The sequence below is a fragment of the Streptomyces sp. CNS606 genome (assembly GCF_000426325.1).
In genome coordinates, this window is the sequence record NZ_AUFD01000031.1 from 1 (window position 1) to 20097 (window position 20097).

A 20097-nucleotide genomic window follows, 5' to 3' on the forward strand; every position below is an offset into this window, starting at 1 on the left:
CCCCGCCGCGAGGGCAGCGCCACGAAGTGGTCGTCGGGCTGGATGACATGACCGTTGGCCGTGGTGTGCCCCACCAGACCCTCACGGGTCGCGAACACCGTCGCGGAGAACGCCGCAGCCGCCCGCGGCCGCTCCTTCGCCCGCTCCGAGGCCGGCACCGCCTCCGCCGACAGCCGCAACCCCTCCACCACCGGACCGGCCGAGCCGTCCGCCATCCCGAACAGGGTCACCCGCGCCTGCACCGAGGACGCCGCACGCGGCAGCAGCGCCGGCGCACCGGCCGCCGCCTCCCGCCACTCCGTCCACACGCCACCCGCGCCGCGCCCGCGCACATCGACCGCGACCCGCGTGCCCTGCGGCGTCCGCGCCTCCAGGTCCACCGACACCCGGTGCACCGCACGGCCCAGGTCGCGCACGGGCAGCACCGCCGCACCCTGCGCGCCCTCACCCCCGGCCGACGCCGGACGCACCCCCTCCGCACGCAGCCGCAACGCACCGTCGGCGAAACGCACGCCCACGTCGTCACCGCCCCGCACACCCAACTCCGCACGCCAGGAGACCCCCTGGCCCGGAGCCTTCCCCGAAGAGCTCGCGTCGGACGCGGTGGCCGCTCCGGAACCGGTGGTCACGCCGAGGGCGACCAGGAGTGCCAGGGCGCCTGTCAGGACCGGACGTCTGCGTCGTCTCCCACGCATACGTGTTCTCCTTCCGTGAGGTCTCGTCCACTCCCGCCGGGTGGCCCGGGGGAGTCGACCGGGATGAGCCCCGCAAGGAAAGCATGTAGGCATGTACGCGACAACCAGGGAAATCCGCTGAACCCCCGGCTGCGAACAAGGGAGAGGCGCTCTCGGCAACACGCCGTTGCGGCGGTCACACTGGGAGCCCGCACCGTCCCCGGTCGCCCGCGCCCGGAAAGGCCGACGCATGCAGCCACGGCCCCGCCGGCTGCCGGTCGCCCCCGCCGTGCTGGAGCGCCGGCACCGGACGACGAGCCTGACCTGCATGGCGCTGACGTTCCCCCTCGCCTTCCCGCGCGGGTGCGCGCAGTGGCGTGCCGGAAGGGGTCCACTCCCCGGTCACAACCGCCGCGCCACAGGGGACCCTGGAACAGCTCGCCGAGCGTGCCGTGGCACACGCCGGTGGACGTCCGCGGAGGTGGGCCGGCGGCAGGCGCCGGCTGCGCTCACCGTGAAGAGCACGTGCGCCGTTGCACGCGCGCCGTGGCAGGTCTTGGGACTCGCGGGCTCCCCGGAGCGCTCTCCCGGGCACCTACTGGCCGTCGCTTCCGGACTCTCGTCCAGTGCGGGTGACGGCGGTCGTTCCCACTCACCGCTGCGGGACAGTCCCGGAATCGCACCGGGTTCCCTCTTGCGACGCACCGCCCGGCGGGCGGCGCGCACCACTGCGCCGCCGAACGTAGAGGCGATGCCCGCGTCGCGACAGAGCGCCTCGCCTCGCCGGGCGCCGCTGGAGGAGGCGCGCTTCTGCCTGTCGTGCTTCCGTGCAAGGCTGGTCGGGTGTTGACCGATGACCTGCTGGCACGGACCTCCGCGATCGGCCCCTACTTCGCCGTCGGCACCGGACCGCGGGAGGACGCCGCCGGTTTCGTGCCGCTCGCCCGGCTGTACGCCGATCCGGCGCTCCTGGCCGGGGCCGCGGCCGACGTGGGGCGGCGCATGGGCACCGGCGACGTCCGGGTCGCGGCCTCCACCCTGCAGCTCGGGCTGGCGTCCCGGCTGTGGTCGGTCGCGCTGGGCACGGCCGCGCTCGCCGGCCGGGTGCCCGACCTGTCCCCCGAACGCCTCTGGTGGCGGGCCGTGACCTCCGGGCCGCTCGCGCTGTGGCTTGTGGACCCGGTCGCCGCCGTCCCGGGCGACCCCGCCGACACGCTCCACGAGGTCGTGGTGGAGGGCCACCTCACGCCGCTCGCCGCCGAGATGCGGCGCGTCTTCCGGCTCTCCCCCCAGGTCCTGCGGGGCAACGCCGCCTCGGCCCTCGTCGGCACGCTGCGCGTGCTCCACGCGCAGCTGCCGCACCCGGACTTCCCTCCGCTGCCCTGGGCGCGGGCGCTGCTGGACCGCGAGCCGCTCGCCGGGACGGGCCGGCTCTCCACCCGCGGCGGCGAGGTGGTGGCGTTCCGCCGCCGCAGCTGCTGCCTGTACTACCGCGTCGGGGGAGGCGTGTGCGGCGACTGCGTGCTCGACCGCTCGACCGCGTAGGCCCCGTGACGCCCGTGACCCCCGGAGCCCTTGGGGCTCCGGGGGTCACGGGGGAGGACGGAGGACCGCTTACATCTCGGTCCAGGTGAAGGCGACGTCGTCACCCGGCTCGATGCGGAACTGGCAGCCGCCGACCGGGGTGGAGGTGCCGTGGACGGAGATGTTCCAGTAGGCGGCCGAGCCGCCGTTGTGCCCGTCGATGGTGTTGACGAAGTAGTCGTCGAACGACGGGTACCAGGTGCCGTCCCAGGTGAAGTTCTCCTGGTCGGCGGCGTCGTCCAGCGCGGCCGTCGGAGTGGCCCCCGGCTCGGGGTTCATGTCGTTGTTGGTGCCGTCGCAGGGGTGGGTGCCGCCGGAGGCGGTCGTCACGTCGTGACCGGTGGTGGTGATCGGGCCGTCGAAGATCGCGCCGTTCGGCCCCTGCACCGTCAGGTCGACGGTGATCGGGTCGTTGGCGGCGGCCGCGACCGTGCCCGGGGCCGCGGCGGCGGCCGGAGCGCCGCCCAGCGCGAGGCCGAGGGCGGCGGTCAGCAGGGCGGTACGGCGCAGGACGGTGTGACGCTTCACGGAGAGTGACCTTTCGTCGGTGGGTGGCACGGGGTTGGGGAGAGGTCAGAGGCTCCGGCGCCGCATGCGCGCCAGGAGGAGGACGGCACCGCCGGTCAGCAGCAGCGCGGCCGCGCCGGCGCCCAGCAGCAGGGAGGAGGAGCCGGTGGTGGCCAGGCTGCCGCCGGGAGAGCCGGCGTCCGGCGTCAGGCCGCCGCTGCCCGAGGAGCCCGAGCCCGAGCCGGAGGTGCCGGTTCCGGAGTCGCCGCCCGCAGCCGTCTGGCCGGAGGTGTCGCCGGGGGAGGGGGACGGCGTGGGGTCCGTGCCGCCGGAGGCGTCGCCACCCGAGGTGTCGCCGCCGGAGTCCCCGCCCTGCGAGCCCTGCGAGCCGCCGCTGTCGCCGCCCTGCGAGCCCTGGGAGCCGCCGCTGTCGCCGGTCCCGCCGGAGGAGTCGTCGTCGGGCGTGCAGTCGACCGGCTCGAGGCCGGGAGCGGAGCCGGTGCCGTCGATCTTGCCGAGCGACTTTCCGGCGAGCGCCGGCACGACCTGCGCGGTGGCGCGCAGCGCCATGCCGTTCACGACCGGCTTGTCGTAGCCCACGGCGCCGCGATCGTCCGCGGGGGCGTCGCAGCCGACCTGCACGGTGCGCAGCCACGCCACGCCCTCGGCCGCCGCCGTGACCCGGCCGCCGGCCGTGAGGCCCTGGACGGCGAGCGCGGTGGAGTTGGAGTTGGCCGGCGGAGTGCCGAAGCCGTTGTCGCGGAAGCCGCCGTCGTCCAGCTGCTCGTCCTCCAGCCAGTCCAGCGCCTCCTCCGCCTCGGCGTCGCGGTCGGCGGCGACCAGCGCCTGCACGGCGAGCCCCGTGCTGTCGGTGTGGGACTTGCAGTCCGCCGGGTCCTCCTTGAAGAACAGCGGGAAGCCGCCGTCGGCGCACTGGGTGGAGACCAGGAAGTCCGCGGCCTTGCCGGGCAGATCGCCGGAGCGGTCCAGGGCGAGGACGGCGAGGGACTGGGTGAACTGGTTGGAGATGTCCTCGTCCAGCGGCGCGTCCCGGAAACGGCCGTCGTCCTGCATGCGGCCCAGCAGGATGCCGGTCAGGTCGTGGCCGCCGAAGTCGCCCGGGTCCCGGCCCTCGACGGACGCGACCAGCGCCATCTTGGCGACGCCTCCGGCGAACACCTTGCCGGACTGGCCGCGGTTGACGTAGTCCTCGGCGTTCTCCGCCAGCCAGTCGGTGGCCCGGCCTGCGGTGTCGCCGCCGGAACCGGTCGACGCCAGCGCGAGGACGATGTCGGAGGTGAGGCCGTGGTCGCCCTTGGCGTGCGTGCCGTCCGTGAGCTGCGAGGCCATCCAGGTCGCGGCGGCATCGGCCGGGGACTGCAGCGCGGGCGCGGGCGGCGGGTCGGCCGGGTCAGCCGTCGCCGTGGACGGCAGCAGCGCCGCGGCGACGGCCGTCGTCGCCAGCGCCGCGGCCAGTGCGCTCGCCCTCCTGCGCGGTATGCGCCCGGTCGTCGGGTTCTTCGGTCTCGGCATGGAGACGCTCCTCGTTGCGGTGATGGGCGGGAAGGGGGGTGGGGTGTACGGGTCGTGTGGGGTCTTCCGGGCGGCCCGGGTGGCCCGCGCGGCCGGCGGGCTGCGGGGTGGCCGGGCCGGGGTCCGACGTCGCCGCCGCGGGCGAGAGGGTGACGGACGCGCCGAACGCCGCCCGTCGCGCCGCCCTGCGCAGCACGACGAGGACGGCGGGTCCGAGGGCGACGAGGGCGAGGACGTTGGTGAGCGCCCGGCCGGTGTCCCAGCCCACCGTCGAGGTGAAGAAGGTGAAGAGGGCGAACCGGTGCAGGTTCTCCAGCACCGGCGCGCCCGGCACGAACGACAGGTCCGTGCCCGGTCCCAGGGAGAAGGGCCAGAACCACATGTTCATCAGGAAGCCGAACACGTAGGCCACCACGGCCCCGTAGGCGGCCAGCATGGCGATCTCGGCCCGCCCGGTGACGCGGCGCGGCAGCAGCCCGGCGCCCAGCCCGATCCAGCCGGACGCGAACATCTGGAACGGCAACCACGGACCCACGCCCGCGGTCAGCAGCGCGGAGGCGAACAGCGAGGTGGAGCCCAGCACGAAGCCGAAGCCCGGTCCGAAGACGCGGCCCGCCAGCACCAGCAGGAAGAACACCGTCTCGATGCCGGCCGTCCCCGCGCCCAGCGGGCGGAGCCCGGCGTTGAGCGCGGACAGCACGCCGAGCATCGCGAGCGCCTTGGGATCGATGCCGCCCGAGGACATCTCCGCCAGCACCACGGCCAGCAGCACCGGCAGGATCAGCACGAAGAACAGCGGCGCGTCCGTGCTGTGCGCCACCATCTCCGGCTGCGGGGGCACGAACAACGGCCAGCAGAACATGGCCAGTCCGGCGACGCTCGCCAGCGTCAGCACCAGGCCGCTGCGCAGCCCGAACGGCACCACCCGGTGGGCGCCGCCCCGCTTGCCCGCACCGCTGCGCAGGCCCGCACCGCCGGGTGTGCCCGCGGCCGTCCGCCGGGCGGCGGGCGCCCCGCTCACGCGGGCTCCCCGGCGGCGGCATTGGCCAGCGCGCGGCCGACCTGCTCGACCGTCAGCCAGCGTCCCGGCGCCAGCACCTTGGCGACCTGCGGCGCGAAGGCGGGGGAGGAGACGACGATGTCGGCGGTGGCGCCGTCGGCGACGACCTCGCCCTCCGCCATCACCGTCACCCGGTCCGCCGCCCGGGCCACGAACTCCACGTCGTGGGTGGCGACCACCACCGCGCGTCCCTCGGCGGCCAGCCGCCGTACCAGCAGCGCGAACGCCTCCTTCGCGTGGTAGTCCAGACCGCGCGTCGGCTCGTCGAGCAGGACGACGCCCGGCGCCGAGGTGAGCTGCACGGCCAGCACGAGCGCGAGCTGCTGGCCCTCGGAGAGGTCACGCGGGTGGCGGTCGGCGGGCACGCCCGGCGCGAGCGCGTCCAGCAGCCCCCGGCAGGTGCCCGGCGCCGCGCCGGACTCGGCGTCCGCCTGGGCGCACTCCTGGTCCACCCGCTCCAGGTACAGCAGGTCGCTCGCCGTCTGCGGCACCAGACCGACCAGCCCCCGCGCCACGCGCGCGGGCACGTCGCCCGGATCGCGCCCCTGCACGGACACCGTGCCGGAGCGGCGCGAGCCGGAGCCCTGCAACGCCCACAGCAGCGACGACTTGCCCGACCCGTTGCGGCCCATGAGCGCCGTCACGTGCCCGGACTCCAGCACCACGTCGACGTCGCGCACGGCGACGGTGTCGCCGTAGGTGACGCGGACCCGGCGGGCGGTGAGCGCCGCCTCCCCGCCGGTGGCGGGCGGTTCGTCCGGGGCGGCGTCGCCGAGCCGGTCGCGCAGCGTGCGGGCCGCCCGCCGGGCGTCGCGCACGGACAGCGGCAGCGGGTCCCAGCCCGCCAGCCGCCCGAGGCGGACCACCGGAGGGGCCACGTCGCAGTCCCGCATCAGCGCGGCCGGAGAGCCCTCCCGGACCCGCCCGTCGTCGCCGACGTGCACCAGCCGGTCGGCGTACTGCAGCACGCGCTCCATCCGGTGTTCGGCCACCAGCACCGTGGTCCCGAGGTCGTGCACCAGCCGGGTGACGGCGGCCAGCACCTCCTCCGCGGCGGTCGGGTCGAGTGCGGACGTCGGCTCGTCCAGCACCAGGACCCGCGGGTGTGCGGTGAGCACCGAGCCGATCGCGACGCGCTGCTGCTGCCCGCCCGACAGGGTGCGCAGCGCACGGTGCCGCAGGTCCGCGATGCCCAGCAGGTCGAGAGTCTCCTCCACCCGCTTCCGCATCACCTTCGGCTCGATGGCCAACTGCTCCATCGTGTACGCCAGTTCCTCCTCCACGGTGTCGGTGACGAAACCGCTGAGGGGGTCCTGCCCCACCCGGCCGACCACGTGGGCGAGTTCCTGCGGGGGCAGCATGTGGGTGGCCAGCCCGTCGACGGACACCTCGCCCTGCAGGTGGCCGCCGGTGAAGTGCGGCACCAGCCCGTTGACCGCGCCGAGCAGCGTCGACTTGCCCACGCCGGTACGTCCGGCCACGAGGCACAACTCGCCCTCGTCCACGGTCAGCTCCACGTCCCGCAGCGCGGGACGCGCGCAGCCGTCGTAGGTGAAGGTGACCCGGTCGAAGCGGATCATGCGGCGGCTCCCTTCGTGAGGCCGGCGGGCGGACGCGGAGTCAGGAAGGCGGGCAGCACGCCGATCAGGACGGCCGCTGCGGGCAACAGCGCCACCTGCGGCCAGGCGATCGGGTCCAGCGACGGTTGCAGCGTCGCCGCGTCCGTGCGGGAGGCGACGTACATCACCGCCGCCGAGGCGAGCCCCGACGCGGCGACGAGCAGTTCCGCGGCGCGCCACCGGTCCGGCCGGTACCGGCTCCGGCGCACCCGGCGCCCGCCGAGGAAGAAGCCCGTCACGGCGACACCGAGAGCGGCGACGAGCAGCGGAGCGCCCAGGTACGACGGGGAGCCGCCGCCCAACGCCCCGTACAGGCCGACGCAGACGCCCAGCAGGCCGGCCAGCACCAGGCCGCCGGTGAGCAGCCGGGCCCGCCCGTCCAGCCGTCCGGTGCGGCCGTAGCCGTGCGACGCCATCGCCGCCGCGAGCGTCAGTGACCGGTTCATCGCGTCCTCCAGGACGGGGATGATCAGGCCGCGCAGGGCACGCCGGCCGCGCCCCGCCCCACCGCGGAGGCGGCGCGCCCGGTGCACCCGCTGGACGCTCTCCACCAGCTGCGGGGCCACGGTCAGGGTCACCACGACGGACGTCCCGACCTCGTACAGGGCGCCCGGCAGGGCCTTGAGCATGCGCTTGGGGTTGGCGAGGGCGTTGGCGGCGCCCACACACACCACCATCGCCGCCAGCCGCATCCCGTCGTAGAAGCCGCCGAGCAGCTCCTCCGCGGCGACCGGGCCGAGCAGGCGGATGCCGCGCGCCAGTTCGGGCAGCGGGATCTCGGGCAGCACGAACAGCACCACGTCGCCCTGGCCCCCGCCGAAGACGATCCGGAACACCACCCGCATCAGGACGATGAACGCGCCCAGCGCGAGGTAGAGGCGGAACGCGAGCGCCCAGGGGGCGTCGCTGCGCCGCTGCACGACGACCAGGCCCGCCACCGACAGCAGCAGCCCGAGCAGCACGGGGTTGCCGGTCCGGCTCGCGGCGGCCGCGAGGCCCAGCGCCCACAGCCACCAGCAGCCCGGGTGCAGCGTCCGGGGCAGCGCGCCCGCCGCCCGGCGTACGGCGGGGGAGCCGGACGGCGGTGCGAGGGCGGTGGTTCTGCCTCCTGCGGAGTCCTTCACGTCCGGCTAGTCCCCGTGCCCGGTGCGACGGCGGCGCCAGGCGAGGACCGCGGCGCCGACGGCGAGGGCGGCGGCCGCCGCGGCGGTCAGCGCGGTCCCGGCGGACAGGGAGGAGCCGGACGCCGTCTGGTCGGGCCGGTCCTCGCCGCCGCTCCAGTCCGCGGCCTCGGTCGGGCTCGGAGCGGCCCCGGGAGCGGCCGGCCCGTCGTCGGCGGAGGCGGTGGGGTCGGGGCTCTTCTTCCCGTCCCGCTTCTTGTCGCCGTCGCGGTCCTTCTCGTCCGGCTTTCCGTCCTCGTCCCGGTCGCCCGGGCGGTCCGACGCCGGGCCGTCTCCGTTCCCCGGACGGTCGGCACCGGTGTCACCGGACGACGCGCCGCCGCCCGGGCCGGTGCCGCCGGTCCCGCCGGAGGAGCCGCCCGAGGACGATCCACCGCTCGACGACGACCCGCCGGACGAGGACCCACCGGACGACGATCCGCCGGAGGAGGAACCGCCGGAGCTCTGCCCGCCGTTGGACGCGGACGGCCGGCGCGGGGCGACGCGCGGCGCGGGCGCGGAGTCCATGTCGCGCCCCTTGGAGAAGGACCAGCCCTCGAAGCTGCCCTCCGGAGGATTGCGGTAGGTCGCCCCGTACTGGCTGTACGTCCACGCGCCGCCGTTCGGCGCGTGCCAGTAGGACCAGTACGCCGAGGCCGGCGGGGTGTCGATGCAGGGTTCGGTCTCCGCCGTGGGCTTGCCCTCCAGCCGGCAGATGAACGACTCGCCCCAGCGGTTGGTGCCGGTCACCTGGATGCCCGCCGCCTTCAGCGCCGCGAGTCCGGTCTCCTGACTGTCCACGGCGCACCGGACGAGGGTCTGTCCGCCGAGTTCGCGGAAGTCGACGATCACGGTGACCCCGTTGCCGTCGGGGCAGAAGCCGGGACGGCCGCGGGAGGTGTCGACCGCGGCGGCCTTCTCCGGTGTGCCGAGACCGGTCAGCACGCCGCAGGCCGTCACCAGGACGGCGGTGATCCACGCGCGTAGTACTCGGCTCATCGTCGGTGCCCCTCCCCTGAGGTGGGCACCGGCCCCCGGCACGTACGCGCCCCCGACGCGCCGATCGTGCTTCAGGCGGCGTTCAGGGGCGGGGAAACCGAGGGGTCGGGCTCCACGCTGCAGACCATGACAGTGCAAAGCGGTGCACGTGCGCGCGGGCGGTCCGGCTCACGGCGGGCGGTGCCGCCGTTCACGGTTGCAGGTCAGCGCCGGATTCCCACCGGCTTCCCCATCGCGTACGCATTCAGTTGTCGTCCTCGCGGACAGTGGACAAGTGTACGGACGCTCCGGGACGTTGACCAGAACGCCCGCTGTGAGCCCGCACTCACTCGCCCCCGGGGGCATCCGCCCCGGGCAGCGGCGGCACCGGGCGCGGCCGTCCGTCCGCGTCGACCGCGACGAACGTGAGCTGCGCGGTGGCCACTTCGGTGACCGGTCCGGGAGAGTTCCACCGCTCCGCGGTGACCCGGACCGCGATGTTCATCGAGGTCCTGCCGACGCCCTCCAGCCCGGCGTGCACGGTGAGCAGGTCGCCCGCGCGCACGGGGGCCAGGAACCGCATCCGGTCGACGGAGACCGTCACCGCCGGCGGGCCGCCGTGCCTGCCGGCGGCGGCCGCCGCCGCGTCGTCGATGAGTTTCATCACCACGCCGCCGTGGATGGTGCCGTAGAGGTTGGTGTCGTGCTCGCTCATGATGTGCGCGAGCGTGACGGCGGACCGGGACGCGCGGGATGCCGCGTGGTCCGCCGGGTCGGTGCGGAAGACGGTGGGCTGGTGTGCCACAGAACTCTCCTTCGCGAGTCGCTGTCCGGCCGGGACGAGGAGGGTGTCGGAGAGTGGCGCGGTCAACGGTCCGCGCGCGACGGCACGGCCGGAGTCCGGCACCGGCCTTCCCTCGAGGCCCCGGGCACCGTGGGCGGTTGTCGCACACGGGCGACCGGCAGGTCTTCGGACTCGCGGGCGCGTCCCGTCAGGACACCTACAGGCCGTCGCTTCCCAGGTCCGTTGCCGGGCCCAGTGCGTGTGACGGCGGTCGTTCCCGCTCACCGCTGCGGGGCAGTCCCGGATTCCCACCGGGTTCCCTCTTGCGACGCCGCTCCTGGACAGGAGGGGCGAACCGGTTGCATGCTCAACATAACCGCGTCGATCCGGAAAGCGGAAACCCGCGGCCCCGGGAGCCACCATCCGTTTAGGTGAGGCTAGCCTTATCTGCGTGAAAGCTGGTGAAGAGACCCCCGAGGCCCCGCCCGTCCGCGGTCACGCGCTGTCGGCCGCGGACCTGACCGTCGCCTACGACGCCGTCGACGTCGTGCACGACGCGTCGGTCGCTCTGCCCCTCGGTGAGGTGACCGTCCTGGTCGGCCCGAACGGCAGCGGGAAGTCGACGCTGCTGCGGACCCTCGCCCGCCTGCAGCGGCCCCGGCACGGCACACTCGCCATCGACGCCGACACCGACGGCTTCGCGCTGAGCCCCCGCGAGTTCTCCCGGCAGGTGGCCCTGCTCACCCAGGGCCGCGCCGCGCCCAGCGGCCTGTCGGTACGGGACGTCGTGGAGTTCGGCCGCTACCCGTACCGGGGGCGCTGGGGCAGGGCCGACCCGCGAGGCCGGGCGGCCGTGGACCGGGCCCTCCGGCTGACCGGCGTCGAGGAACTCGCCGAACGCGGCGCCGAACACCTCTCCGGAGGACAGCTCCAGCGCGTCTGGCTCGCCGGCTGCCTCGCCCAGGAGACCGGCGTCCTCCTGCTCGACGAACCGACCACCTACCTCGACCTGCGCTACCAGGTCGAACTCCTCGACCTCATCCGCGACCTCGCGGACGTCCACGACATCGCCGTCGGCGTCGTCCTGCACGACCTCGACCAGGCCGCCGCGGTCGCCGACCGGATCGTGCTGCTCCACGAGGGACGGATCATCGCGGACGGACCCCCCGAGGACGTCCTGACCCCCGAACGCCTCACACAGACCTACGGCATCCGCGTCGAGGTCACCGCGGACCCCCTGACCGGCCACCTGCGCACCCGTGCCGTCGGCCGCCACCACACCCGGAACGAAAGGCTCACCACACCCTCATGAGACGCCTCCTCCTCGCCGCGGCGGCGGCCACCGCCGCCCTCACCCTGACCGCCTGCGGCACCACCGAGCCCGCCGCCGACGACGCGAAGAAGTCCGGCGACTCCCTCGTCCTCACCGACGCCCAGGGCAAGAAGGTCACCCTCGACGGACCCGCCGAACGCGTCGTCGGCACCGAGTGGAACGTCGTCGAACACCTCGTCTCCCTGGGCGTCGACCCGGTCGGCGTCGCCGACGTCAAGGGCTACAACACCTGGGACACCGTCGTCCCGCTGGAGAACGACCCCAAGGACATCGGCGTCCGCGGCGAGCCCAGCATGGACGGCATCGCCTCGCTCAAGCCGGACCTCATCGTCGCCACCACCGACCTCCAGCCGTCCGCGGTCAAGCAGCTGCGCGAGGTCGCGCCCGTCCTGACGGTGCGCTCCGCCGACGCCTCCGGCCAGATCGACCGGATGACCCGGAACCTCGACCTCATCGCCGAGGCCACCGGCACCACCGACAAGGCCGACACGCTCAAGGCCGACTTCGAGGCGAAGATCGCCGAAGGGAAGAAGGCGCTGGACGAGGCCGGACTCGGCGGTGCGTCCTTCGCCTTCGCCGACGGCTACGTGACCTCCAACCAGGTCTCCGTCCGGCCGTTCACCTCCCGCTCCCTCATCGGCGAGGTCAACGAGAAGGTCGGCCTGGAGAACGCCTGGAAGATGAAGGGCGACGAAGCCTACGGACTCGGGGCCACCGACGTCGAAGGGCTCACCACGCTCGGCGACGACGTGCACTTCGCCCACATCGGCAGCGACGGCGACGAGGCCAGCACGCCCTTCACCGACGAACTCGCCGACAACGCCGTCTGGACGTCCCTGCCGTTCGTGAAGGCCGGCAACGTGCACCGGCTGCCCGACGGCATCTGGATGTTCGGCGGCACCGAGTCGATGGAGGCGTACATCGACGCCCTCGTCGAGGCGCTGACGAAGTAGCAGCATGGCCGTCACCGCACCCCCTCCCGCCACCCGCACGCCCCCCGGCGCCTCGAAGACCCGGCGTACGGGCACGGCCGCGGTGACGGCCGCGCTGGTCCTGACCCTCGCCACCCTCGCGCTCGCCGACATCACGCAGGGCACCGCCGCGGTCGGCCCGGCCGAAGTCTGGAAGGCGCTCACCGGCCGCGCCGAACCCGGCGACGCCTCCGTCGTCATCGCCTCCCGGCTGCCCCGGATGACCGCCGGCCTGCTCGTCGGCGCCGCCCTCGGCGCGGCGGGCGCCGCCCTCCAGGCGATCAGCCGCAACGTGCTCGCCTCACCCGACACCCTCGCCGTCAACGCGGGCTCCTACCTCGCGCTCGGCGTGGCCGCCGTCACCGGCCTCTCGCTGCCGCTGCTCGCCTCCTCCGGGGTCGCCTTCGCCGGCGGGCTCCTGGCCGCCACCGTCGTCCTCGGCCTGTCCGGCCTCGGCGCCGGCACCGTGCGGCTCGTCCTCGCGGGCAGCGCCCTCACCCTCGGCCTCATCGCCCTCACCGAGGCGCTTCTCCTGCTCTTCCCCGAGCAGACCGCCGGCCTGTACGCGTGGAACCAGGGCAGCATCGCCCAGAACGGCTTCGACGGCGTGGTGCAGATGGCGCCGCTCGTCCTCGTCGGCCTCGCCGGGCTGCTGCTGCTCAGCCGCCGCATCGACGCCCTCTCCCTCGGCGACGACGCCGCGCGCGGGCTCGGCGTCCCCGTCCGTGCCACCCGCGTCACGACGGTGATCCTCGCGGTGCTGCTGGCCGCCGCCGCCGTCACGCTGGCCGGCGCCATCGGCTTCGTCGGCCTGTGCGCCCCCGCGCTGGTCCGTCTCCTCGGGCGCCGGTTCCGCTCGTTCAACCGGCCGTGGACGAGCATGCCGGTCGCCGGACTGGTCGGCGGCGTGCTGGTGCTCGGCTCGGACGTGGCGCTGCGCGCGGCCGTGCCGGGCGACCTCGCCGTCGCCGTCCCCACCGGCATCGTCACCAGCCTCCTCGGCGCCGCGTTCCTCGTCGTGATGGCGACGCGCGGCCGCGACACCGGCGGCGCCACCGAGGTCGACCGGCTCCGCATCCGCAGCCGCACCGTCTTCCTGGCCACCACGACCGCCGCGGTGGTGGTGCTCGTCGGCGTGACGCTCGCCGCCGTCCTGCTCGGCGACAGCAAGCTGCTGCTGGGCGACGTCGCCAACTGGCTGCAGTCCAACGCCGGCCGGACCCTCAGCTTCGTCCTCGACACCCGGGTGCCGCGCGTCCTGGCGGCCCTCCTCGCGGGCGGCGCCCTCGCCCTGTCGGGCACCCTCGTCCAGGCCGTGACCCGCAACCCCCTCGCCGAGCCGGGCGTGCTGGGCGTCTCCGGCGGTGCCGCGCTGGGCGCGGTGACCCTGGTGACCACGCTGCCCATGGCCGGTTCGTGGAGCGTCGCCGGTGCGGCGTTCGCCGGGGCCGCGCTCACCGCAGCCGTCGTGTTCGGGCTCTCCGCCCGGGGCGGGTTCCAGCAGAACCGGCTCGTCCTCGTCGGCATGGGCTGCGCGATCGGCACCGCCGCCCTCGTCGCCCTGCTCATCGTCCTCACCGACCCCTTCAACGCCGTCAAGGCGCTGACCTGGCTGTCGGGCTCCACCTACGGCCGCACCTTCCCCGACGTGCTGCCGCTGGCCGTCGTGCTCGCCGTGGGGGCGGCCGTCGCCGTGTCCCGGCGCACCGAACTCGACCTCGTCTCCCTCGACGAGGACACCCCGCGGCTGCTCGGACTCGGCCTGGCCCGGGGGAGGTTCGGCTTCCTGGCGCTCGGCGTCCTGCTCGCCGCCACGGCGGTGGCGGCGGCGGGCACGATCGGCTTCGTCGGCCTCGTCGCCCCGCACGCCGCCCGCGCCCTCGTCGGACGGCAGCACGTGCGGGTCGTGCCGGTCGCGGTCGTCCTCGGAGCCACCCTGGTCTGCACCGCCGACCTGCTGGGCCGCACCGTCATCGCCCCCGCCCAGCTCGGCGCCGGCCTCATGACGGCCGCCGTCGGCACCCCGTACTTCCTCTACCTCCTCGCCCGCAGCCGCCGGTAGGGCACCGGAACGGAAGGGCGCGCGCCTCACCGCGGCCGGATGGCGAAGCCTCCGCCCGGCCCCGGCCCGAGGACACCGGCGCCGTCGGCGAGCGCGTCGACGACCGCGTCCGCCGCCGCCCCGGCCGGCACCCCCGCAGGAAGCGCAGGCGGCGTTCCGGCGACCGCACGGCCCGCGAAACCGGTGTCCAGGTGGGGCAGCCGCGCGTCGAGGACCTGGACGCCGCGGCGCCGCTCCTCCGTCCGCACGGCCGTCAGCCAGTGGCTCAGCGCCGCCTTCGCCGCCCCGTAGTCCGCCATCGACGGCTGCGCACGCTCGACCAGGACGCCGCTCACCGCGCCGATCACGCCACCCCGGCCGAGCAGGGGCAGCGCGGCACGCAGGACTGCGAGCGGACACAGCGCGTTGACGGTGAACAGGTGCTCGGCCACCGCGTCCTCCGTCTCCGCCGCGGCGCCGAAGCCCGCCACGCCCGGCAGCGCCAGCACGGCGTCCAGTCCGCCGAGTTCCGCCGCGGCCCACGACGGCAGGGCGCCGCAGCCGGAGAGGTCGTAGGCGTCGAAGGTGCGGGACGGGGGCGGCCCGCCGCCGTCAGGCGTGAGGGCACCCGTGACCCCGGCGAGCCGGTGCGGGTTCCGGCCCGCGACGGCGAGCCGCGCGCCGCGCCCGTGCAGCGCGGTACACACGGCAGTGCTCAGCACACCGGTCGCACCGGCCACCAGCACGCGTGCCCCGTCCAGTCGCACGGTCGTCCTCCCTCCCGCTCACAGGGCCAGGACCAGCCTGGCGATGAAGAACCCCGCCACGAGCAGGCAGAAGACGGCGATCACGACGAGCGGCGCCGCCGCCCAGCCGCGTGTCGGGTTGTACGTCTCGCGCGGCCCGGTGTCGAGCGTGCCGCCCTCGGCGGGCGGCGTGTCGCCCTGCCGCATCTCACCCCGGGGCGTCAGGCCGGGCGTGTTCTCCGGGTCCGGGTCCGCGCTCTCCGACCCGTCGCTGTGGCTCACCGCTTCGCCTGCCCTGCCACCGCACACCTCTCCCGGCTCGTCCACGCACCCGGCGGAACGCCGCTCCGCCGCCTCGTCCCAGTCGACCACCCCTCGCGGGCGTCCGCACGGCGGTCCGGCGCGGGCCGGCGGCGGCCCGGTCCGCCGGTCGGGTGCAACGCGCCGCCCCGACGGGCAGGTCACGCCCGGACCGGCGGGCCGTCCGGCCAGCCTGGGGCGCATGGTCCCGCCGCACCGCGCCCGCCCCGCCGCCGTGGCACCTCCCGGTCGTGCACCCCGGCGTGCGCCCGGCCGCTCACCCGGTCGGGTGGGGGCCGCGGTGCCCTGACCCGTCCTCGGGGGAACAGGCGTCCAGGCCGTGGGCGGAGCGCGACGACGACGAGAAGGGCGAGGTGCCGTGGCTGCCGGACGCAGGGCGAGAACCAGGGCGGCGCAGCGGGCGGATCGCCTCGAGGGGGCCGTGACCGCGCTCGACAGCAGGCTGCCGGTCACCGAGGGCGGCGGACTGCTGCGGAAGGCCTTCCCCGAGCACTGGTCGTTCCTGCTGGGCGAACTCGCCCTCTACAGCTTCGGCGTCCTCCTGCTCACCGGCGTGTACCTGACGCTGTTCTTCGAGCCCAGCCTGGAGGAGGTGGTCTACGACGGGTCCTACGCACCGCTGCAAGGCGTGCGGATGACGGTCGCCTACTCCTCCACCCTCGACATCAGCTTCGACGTGCGCGGCGGGCTGCTGATCCGTCAGACCCACCACTGGGCGGCGCTCGTCTTCGTCGCCGCGATCGGCGCCCACATGCTGCGCGTCTTCTTCACCGGCGCCTTCCGGCGGCCGCGCGAGGTGAACTGGATCATCGGGCTCACGCTGTTCGTTCTGGCGATCTTCGAGGGGTTCGCCGGCTACTCCCTGCCCGACGACCTGCTTTCCGGCACCGGCCTGCGGGTCGCTCAGGGAATCGCGCTGTCCCTCCCCGTCGTCGGCACCTACGTCGCGCTGTTCCTGTTCGGCGGCCAGTATCCCGGCGAGGAGATCACCCAGCGCCTCTACAGCGTCCACATCCTGCTGGTGCCCGGCCTGCTGCTGGCGCTGATCACCGTCCACCTGATCCTGGTCTTCCACCTCAAGCACACGCAGTGGGCGACCCGCGGCCACACCAACCGCAACGCCGTGGGCATCCCGATGTTCCCCCAGTTCGCGGTGCGTTCGGCCTCGCTGTTCCTGCTGGTCTCCGGCGTGCTGGTGGCGATGGGGGCGCTCGCCCAGGTCAACCCGATCTGGGTGTACGGCCCCAACGTGCCCTCCCAGGTGAGCAACGGCTCCCAGCCCGACTGGTACATCGGCTTCCTCATCGGCGGCCTGCGCCTGATGCCGCCCTGGGAGACGAACCTGGCCGGGCACACCGTGTCCTGGAACGTCTTCATTCCCGGCCTCGTCCTGCCCGGACTGCTGTTCACCCTGCTGTACGCCTGGCCGTTCCTCGAACGCTGGCTGACCGGTGACCGCGGCGAGCACCACCTGTGCGACCGGCCGCGCCACCAGCCCACCCGCACCGGGCTCGGCGTCGCCGGTTTCACCTTCTACGCCGTCCTCCTCGTCGCAGGCGGGGACGACATCCTCGCCTACGTCTTCGGCACCTCCGTGAACACGATGCGCCAGGTCGAACGCGTCGCCCTGATCGTGGCGCCGGTGCTCGCCTTCCTGGTCACCAAACGGCTCTGCACCGCGCTGCAGGACCGGGAACGCGACCTGCTGGCCGACGGGATCGAGGGCGGCGGCGTCAGCCAGACCGTCGAGGGCGGCTTCACGTCCCGCCACCTGCCCGTGCCGGCCGACCGCGCGTACCGCATCCTCGTCCGGTCCGGCACGGCCCCGCTGACCCCCGGCACCCTGCACACCGCCCCCGGCCGTCCGCCGCGCCGGGTCCGGGCCCGCGCGGCGCTGAGCCGCTGGTTCCACGGCGGGCAGGCCGAGCCCCCCGTCACCGAGGGCCGCCGCAAGGAGATCGAACGCGCTGCCGCGGGCCCGTCCGACCGCCCCACGGACCAGGACACCTGACCCGTCGCCGCCCGGCCCCGGAGTCGTGCGGACGGGTCAGGACGAGGACAGCTCCCCGCGGACCGTGCGAGCGGCGGACACGAGGCTTTCCAGGGAGGCCCGGGTCTCCGGCCAGCCGCGGGTCTTCAGGCCGCAGTCCGGGTTGACCCACAGCCGTTCGGCCGGGATCGCCTCGAGGCCCTTGCGCAGCAGCGCGGCGGCCTCCTCGGCGGAGGGGACGCGGGGCGAGTGGATGTCGTAGACCCCCGGCCCCGCCTCGCGCGGGTAGCCGTGCGAGGCCAGTTCACGGGCGACCTGCATGTGGGAGCGGGCGGCCTCCAGGCTGATGACGTCGGCGTCGAGGTCGTCGATGGCCCGGACGATGTCGCCGAACTCCGCGTAGCACATGTGCGTGTGGATCTGGGTGTCCGGCCGCACGCCGCTCGTGGTGAGCCGGAACGCCTCCGTGGCCCACGCCAGGTACGCCTCCCGGTCGCCGGTGCGCAGCGGCAGGGTCTCCCGCAGCGCGGGCTCGTCGACCTGGATGACGGCGCTGCCGGAGGCCTCCAGGTCGCGCACCTCGTCGCGCAGCGCGAGGGCCACCTGCCGGGCGGTGTCGGCGCGCGGCTGGTCGTCGCGGACGAACGACCAGGCGAGCATGGTGACGGGGCCGGTGAGCATGCCCTTGACGGGACGGCCGGTGAGCGACTGGGCGTACTCCGTCCAGCGCACCGTCATCGGCGCGGGGCGGGAGATGTCCCCGGCGAGGATCGGCGGCCGGACGTAGCGGGTGCCGTAGGACTGCACCCAGCCGTGCTGCGTGGCGAGGTAGCCGGTCAGCTGTTCGGCGAAGTACTGCACCATGTCGTTGCGTTCGGCCTCGCCGTGCACCAGGACGTCCAGGCCCGCCTTCTCCTGGAAGGTGACGACCTCCTGGATCTCGGCCCGGACGCGGTCCTCGTAGCCGGCGGTGTCGAGGCGCCCGGCGCGCAGGTCGGCGCGGGCGGCGCGCAGCGCGCCGGTCTGCGGGAAGGACCCGATGGTGGTGACGGGCAGCAGCGGCAGGCCGAGCCGGGTGCGCTGGGCCGCCGCCCGGTCGGGATACGCGTGCGAGCGGAGGGAGTCGGCCTCGGTGACGGCCGCGGTGCGGTCCCGGACGGCCGGATCACGGGTGAGCGCCGAGCCGGCGCGGGAGGCCAGGTCGGCGCGGTTCGCCGCGAGTTCCGTGGCGATCGTGTCGGTGCCGTCGGCCAGGCCCCTGGCGAGCGTGACGACCTCCGCGGTCTTCTGCCGCGCGAAGGCCAGCCAGCGCAGGATCTGCGGGTCGATGTCCCGTTCCGGAGCCGTGTCCAGGGGCACGTGCAGCAGGGAGCAGGAGGGGGCGACGTCGACCCGGTCCGCGAAGCCGAGCAGGGTCCCGAGGGTGGTCAGCGACTTCCCCAGGTCGTTCACCCAGATGTTGCGGCCGTCCACGACACCGGCGACCAGCCGCTTGCCGGGGAGCCCGCCCACTTCGGCGAGCGCGTCGAGGTTGCCGGCGCCGGCGCCGGTGAAGTCCAGGGCCAGGCCCTCCACGGGCGCCTTCGCGAGCACCGGCAGGGCCTCGCCGAGACGGTCGAAGTAGCTCGCGACGAGCAGCCGGGGACGGTCCGCGAGGCCGCCGAGCTCACGGTAGGCGCGTGCGGCCGCGTTCAGCTCGGCCGGGGTGCGGTCCTGGACGAGCGCGGGCTCGTCGAGCTGCACCCACGCCGCACCGGCCGCCCGCAGGTCGGCCAGGACCTCCGCGTACACGGGCAGCAGCCGGTCGAGGAGGGTCAGCGGGTCGAAGTCCGCGGCGACGCCGGGGGCCGGCTTGGCCAGCAGCAGGTAGGTCACGGGGCCGACGAGGACCGGACGCGCGCTCAGGCCCAGGGCCAGCGCTTCCTTCAGCTCGGCGACCTGCTTGCGGGAGTCCGCGGCGAAGGCGGTGTCCGGGCCCAGCTCGGGGACCAGGTAGTGGTAGTTGGTGTCGAACCACTTGGTCATCTCCAGCGGCGCGACGTCCTGCGTGCCGCGCGCCATGGCGAAGTAGCCGTCGAGGGCGTCGGCGGCGACGGCCTCACGGTGCCGCTCGGGGACGGCGCCGACCATGACGCTGGTGTCCAGCACGTGGTCGTAGAGGGAGAAGTCTCCCGTCGGCACCTCCTGGATGCCGGCTGCGGCCAGCTGCCGCCAGTTTGCGGCGCGCAGTTCGGCGGCCGTGCCACGGAGGGCGTCCGCGGTGACGCGGCCCTTCCAGTAGCCTTCGACGGCCTTCTTGAGTTCGCGGTTCGGGCCTTGGCGCGGGTAGCCGTACACGGTGGCCCGTGCTGCCGCGGCTGCGGACTTCGATGTCACGGAGTTCTCCTTCGCGAGACGTCCCTGTGAGTCCCGGAGGGGACGAGGGTGCGAAGGTGACGGACCGGACGGAGACGACCCCGCGCGGCAAGGCGCGGTCGTCCGCCTGGTGTGTACGCCGACCCGCCCTCGAGGTCACCGGGATGTCCGTGCGCGGTTCGGCCGCGTACGGGCAGTGGCAGGTCTTCGGACTCGCGGGCGCGTCCCGTCAGGACACCTACAGGCCGTCGCTTCCCAGGTCCGTTGCCGGGCCCAGTGCGTGTGACGGCGGTCGTTCCCGCTCACCGCTGCGGGGCAGTCCCGGATTCCCACCGGGTTCCCTCTTGCGACGCGTCCCGCCTGGCGGACGGGGGCGAACCAGCTGCTCCTGCCGAGCCTACGCGCCCGCCGCGGGGACCGCCGATCACGTCCACGATGTGG

The 20097-nt window shown here is 74.7% G+C and carries 14 protein-coding genes, 1 pseudogene and 4 riboswitches; of the genes and pseudogenes, 5 read left to right on the forward strand and 10 right to left on the reverse strand.

Going from position 1 to position 20097, the window contains the following annotated elements:
* A pseudogene (locus tag K304_RS0118900) lies at positions 1-695 on the reverse strand (hypothetical protein); the annotation flags it as partial.
* 511 nt (positions 696-1206) lie between these two features.
* A riboswitch (cobalamin riboswitch) is annotated at positions 1207-1419 on the reverse strand.
* Between the two features lie 98 nt (positions 1420-1517).
* Between K304_RS0118900 and K304_RS0118905 the strand changes: the two are divergent.
* Positions 1518-2219 carry a (2Fe-2S)-binding protein gene (locus K304_RS0118905; RefSeq protein ID WP_037791089.1) on the forward strand — a complete coding sequence of 234 codons (702 nt, stop codon included), beginning with the start codon at positions 1518-1520 and terminating at the stop codon, positions 2217-2219.
* 69 nt (positions 2220-2288) lie between these two features.
* Here K304_RS0118905 and K304_RS0118910 read toward each other — a convergent pair whose 3' ends face one another.
* The 6 genes from K304_RS0118910 to K304_RS0118940 all read right to left on the reverse strand — a co-directional run bounded on the left by K304_RS0118910 (position 2289) and on the right by K304_RS0118940 (position 9920).
* A complete protein-coding gene (locus K304_RS0118910) occupies positions 2289-2786 on the reverse strand; it encodes a DUF4430 domain-containing protein (RefSeq protein WP_037791092.1) in 498 nt (165 codons plus the stop codon).
* 1390 nt (positions 2787-4176) lie between these two features.
* The gene (locus tag K304_RS29920) at positions 4177-5319 is read right to left on the reverse strand and encodes an ECF transporter S component (RefSeq protein ID WP_486591730.1); all 1143 of its coding nucleotides are present in this window, start codon (positions 5317-5319) and stop codon (positions 4177-4179) included.
* Complete coding sequence (locus tag K304_RS0118925) at positions 5316-6938, reverse strand: ATP-binding cassette domain-containing protein (RefSeq protein ID WP_027765029.1); 1623 nt, start codon at positions 6936-6938, stop codon at positions 5316-5318. The genes K304_RS29920 and K304_RS0118925 overlap by 4 nt, the downstream gene beginning before the upstream one ends.
* On the reverse strand, positions 6935-8101 hold the full coding sequence (locus tag K304_RS0118930; RefSeq protein ID WP_027765030.1) for a CbiQ family ECF transporter T component: 1167 nt from the start codon (positions 8099-8101) through the stop codon (positions 6935-6937). Before K304_RS0118930 ends, K304_RS0118925 begins: the two co-directional genes overlap by 4 nt.
* Before the next feature lie 6 nt (positions 8102-8107).
* Positions 8108-9136: a hypothetical protein gene (locus tag K304_RS33685; protein WP_051308627.1), complete on the reverse strand. Its 1029-nt coding sequence runs from the start codon at positions 9134-9136 to the stop codon at positions 8108-8110.
* 139 nt (positions 9137-9275) lie between these two features.
* Positions 9276-9411, reverse strand: a riboswitch (cobalamin riboswitch).
* Between the two features lie 50 nt (positions 9412-9461).
* A complete protein-coding gene (locus tag K304_RS0118940; protein ID WP_027765031.1) occupies positions 9462-9920 on the reverse strand; it encodes an acyl-CoA thioesterase in 459 nt (152 codons plus the stop codon).
* Between the two features lie 139 nt (positions 9921-10059).
* Positions 10060-10274: riboswitch (cobalamin riboswitch) on the reverse strand.
* A gap of 76 nt (positions 10275-10350) precedes the next feature.
* Here K304_RS0118940 and K304_RS0118945 point away from each other — a divergent pair.
* From K304_RS0118945 to K304_RS0118955, 3 genes are read left to right on the forward strand one after another with little or no spacing between them, the layout of a single operon-like run.
* Positions 10351-11211, forward strand: a complete 861-nt coding sequence (locus K304_RS0118945; protein ID WP_027765032.1) for an ABC transporter ATP-binding protein — start codon at positions 10351-10353, stop codon at positions 11209-11211.
* Positions 11208-12185 (forward strand): iron-siderophore ABC transporter substrate-binding protein, encoded by a 978-nt coding sequence (locus K304_RS0118950; protein WP_027765033.1) that lies wholly within the window; start codon positions 11208-11210, stop codon positions 12183-12185. The genes K304_RS0118945 and K304_RS0118950 overlap by 4 nt, the downstream gene beginning before the upstream one ends.
* A 4-nt stretch (positions 12186-12189) precedes the next feature.
* Entirely contained in the window at positions 12190-14265 is a 2076-nt protein-coding gene (locus K304_RS0118955; RefSeq protein ID WP_027765034.1) for an iron ABC transporter permease, read from the forward strand.
* Positions 14266-14291: 26 nt separating this feature from the next.
* Here the strand turns inward: K304_RS0118955 and K304_RS0118960 are convergent, their stop codons facing one another.
* Together K304_RS0118960 and K304_RS0118965 are read right to left on the reverse strand one after the other, a co-directional pair.
* A complete protein-coding gene (locus K304_RS0118960) occupies positions 14292-15011 on the reverse strand; it encodes an SDR family oxidoreductase (RefSeq protein ID WP_027765035.1) in 720 nt (239 codons plus the stop codon).
* An 18-nt stretch (positions 15012-15029) separates the two neighbouring features.
* Entirely contained in the window at positions 15030-15272 is a 243-nt protein-coding gene (locus K304_RS0118965; protein ID WP_027765036.1) for a DUF6480 family protein, read from the reverse strand.
* Between the two features lie 460 nt (positions 15273-15732).
* Here K304_RS0118965 and qcrB point away from each other — a divergent pair, with 460 nt between their 5' ends.
* A complete protein-coding gene (gene qcrB / locus K304_RS0118970) occupies positions 15733-17322 on the forward strand; it encodes a cytochrome bc1 complex cytochrome b subunit (RefSeq protein ID WP_078529371.1) in 1590 nt (529 codons plus the stop codon).
* A gap of 36 nt (positions 17323-17358) precedes the next feature.
* On the opposite strand, the gene metE is transcribed toward qcrB, so the two are convergent.
* On the reverse strand, positions 17359-19677 hold the full coding sequence (gene metE / locus K304_RS0118975; RefSeq protein ID WP_027765038.1) for a 5-methyltetrahydropteroyltriglutamate--homocysteine S-methyltransferase: 2319 nt from the start codon (positions 19675-19677) through the stop codon (positions 17359-17361).
* A 176-nt stretch (positions 19678-19853) separates the two neighbouring features.
* A riboswitch (cobalamin riboswitch) is annotated at positions 19854-20037 on the reverse strand.
* Between the last annotated feature and the right edge of the window lie 60 nt (positions 20038-20097).

Excerpts from the sequence above, each read along its gene's own strand:
- K304_RS0118925 (WP_027765029.1), bottom strand. The coding sequence starts at position 6,938 with ATGATCCGCTTCGACCGGGTCACCTTCACCTACGACGGCTGCGCGCGT.
- K304_RS0118950 (WP_027765033.1), top strand. The coding sequence starts at position 11,208 with ATGAGACGCCTCCTCCTCGCCGCGGCGGCGGCCACCGCCGCCCTCACC.
- K304_RS0118955 (WP_027765034.1), top strand. The coding sequence starts at position 12,190 with ATGGCCGTCACCGCACCCCCTCCCGCCACCCGCACGCCCCCCGGCGCC.
- K304_RS33685 (WP_051308627.1), bottom strand. The coding sequence starts at position 9,136 with ATGAGCCGAGTACTACGCGCGTGGATCACCGCCGTCCTGGTGACGGCC.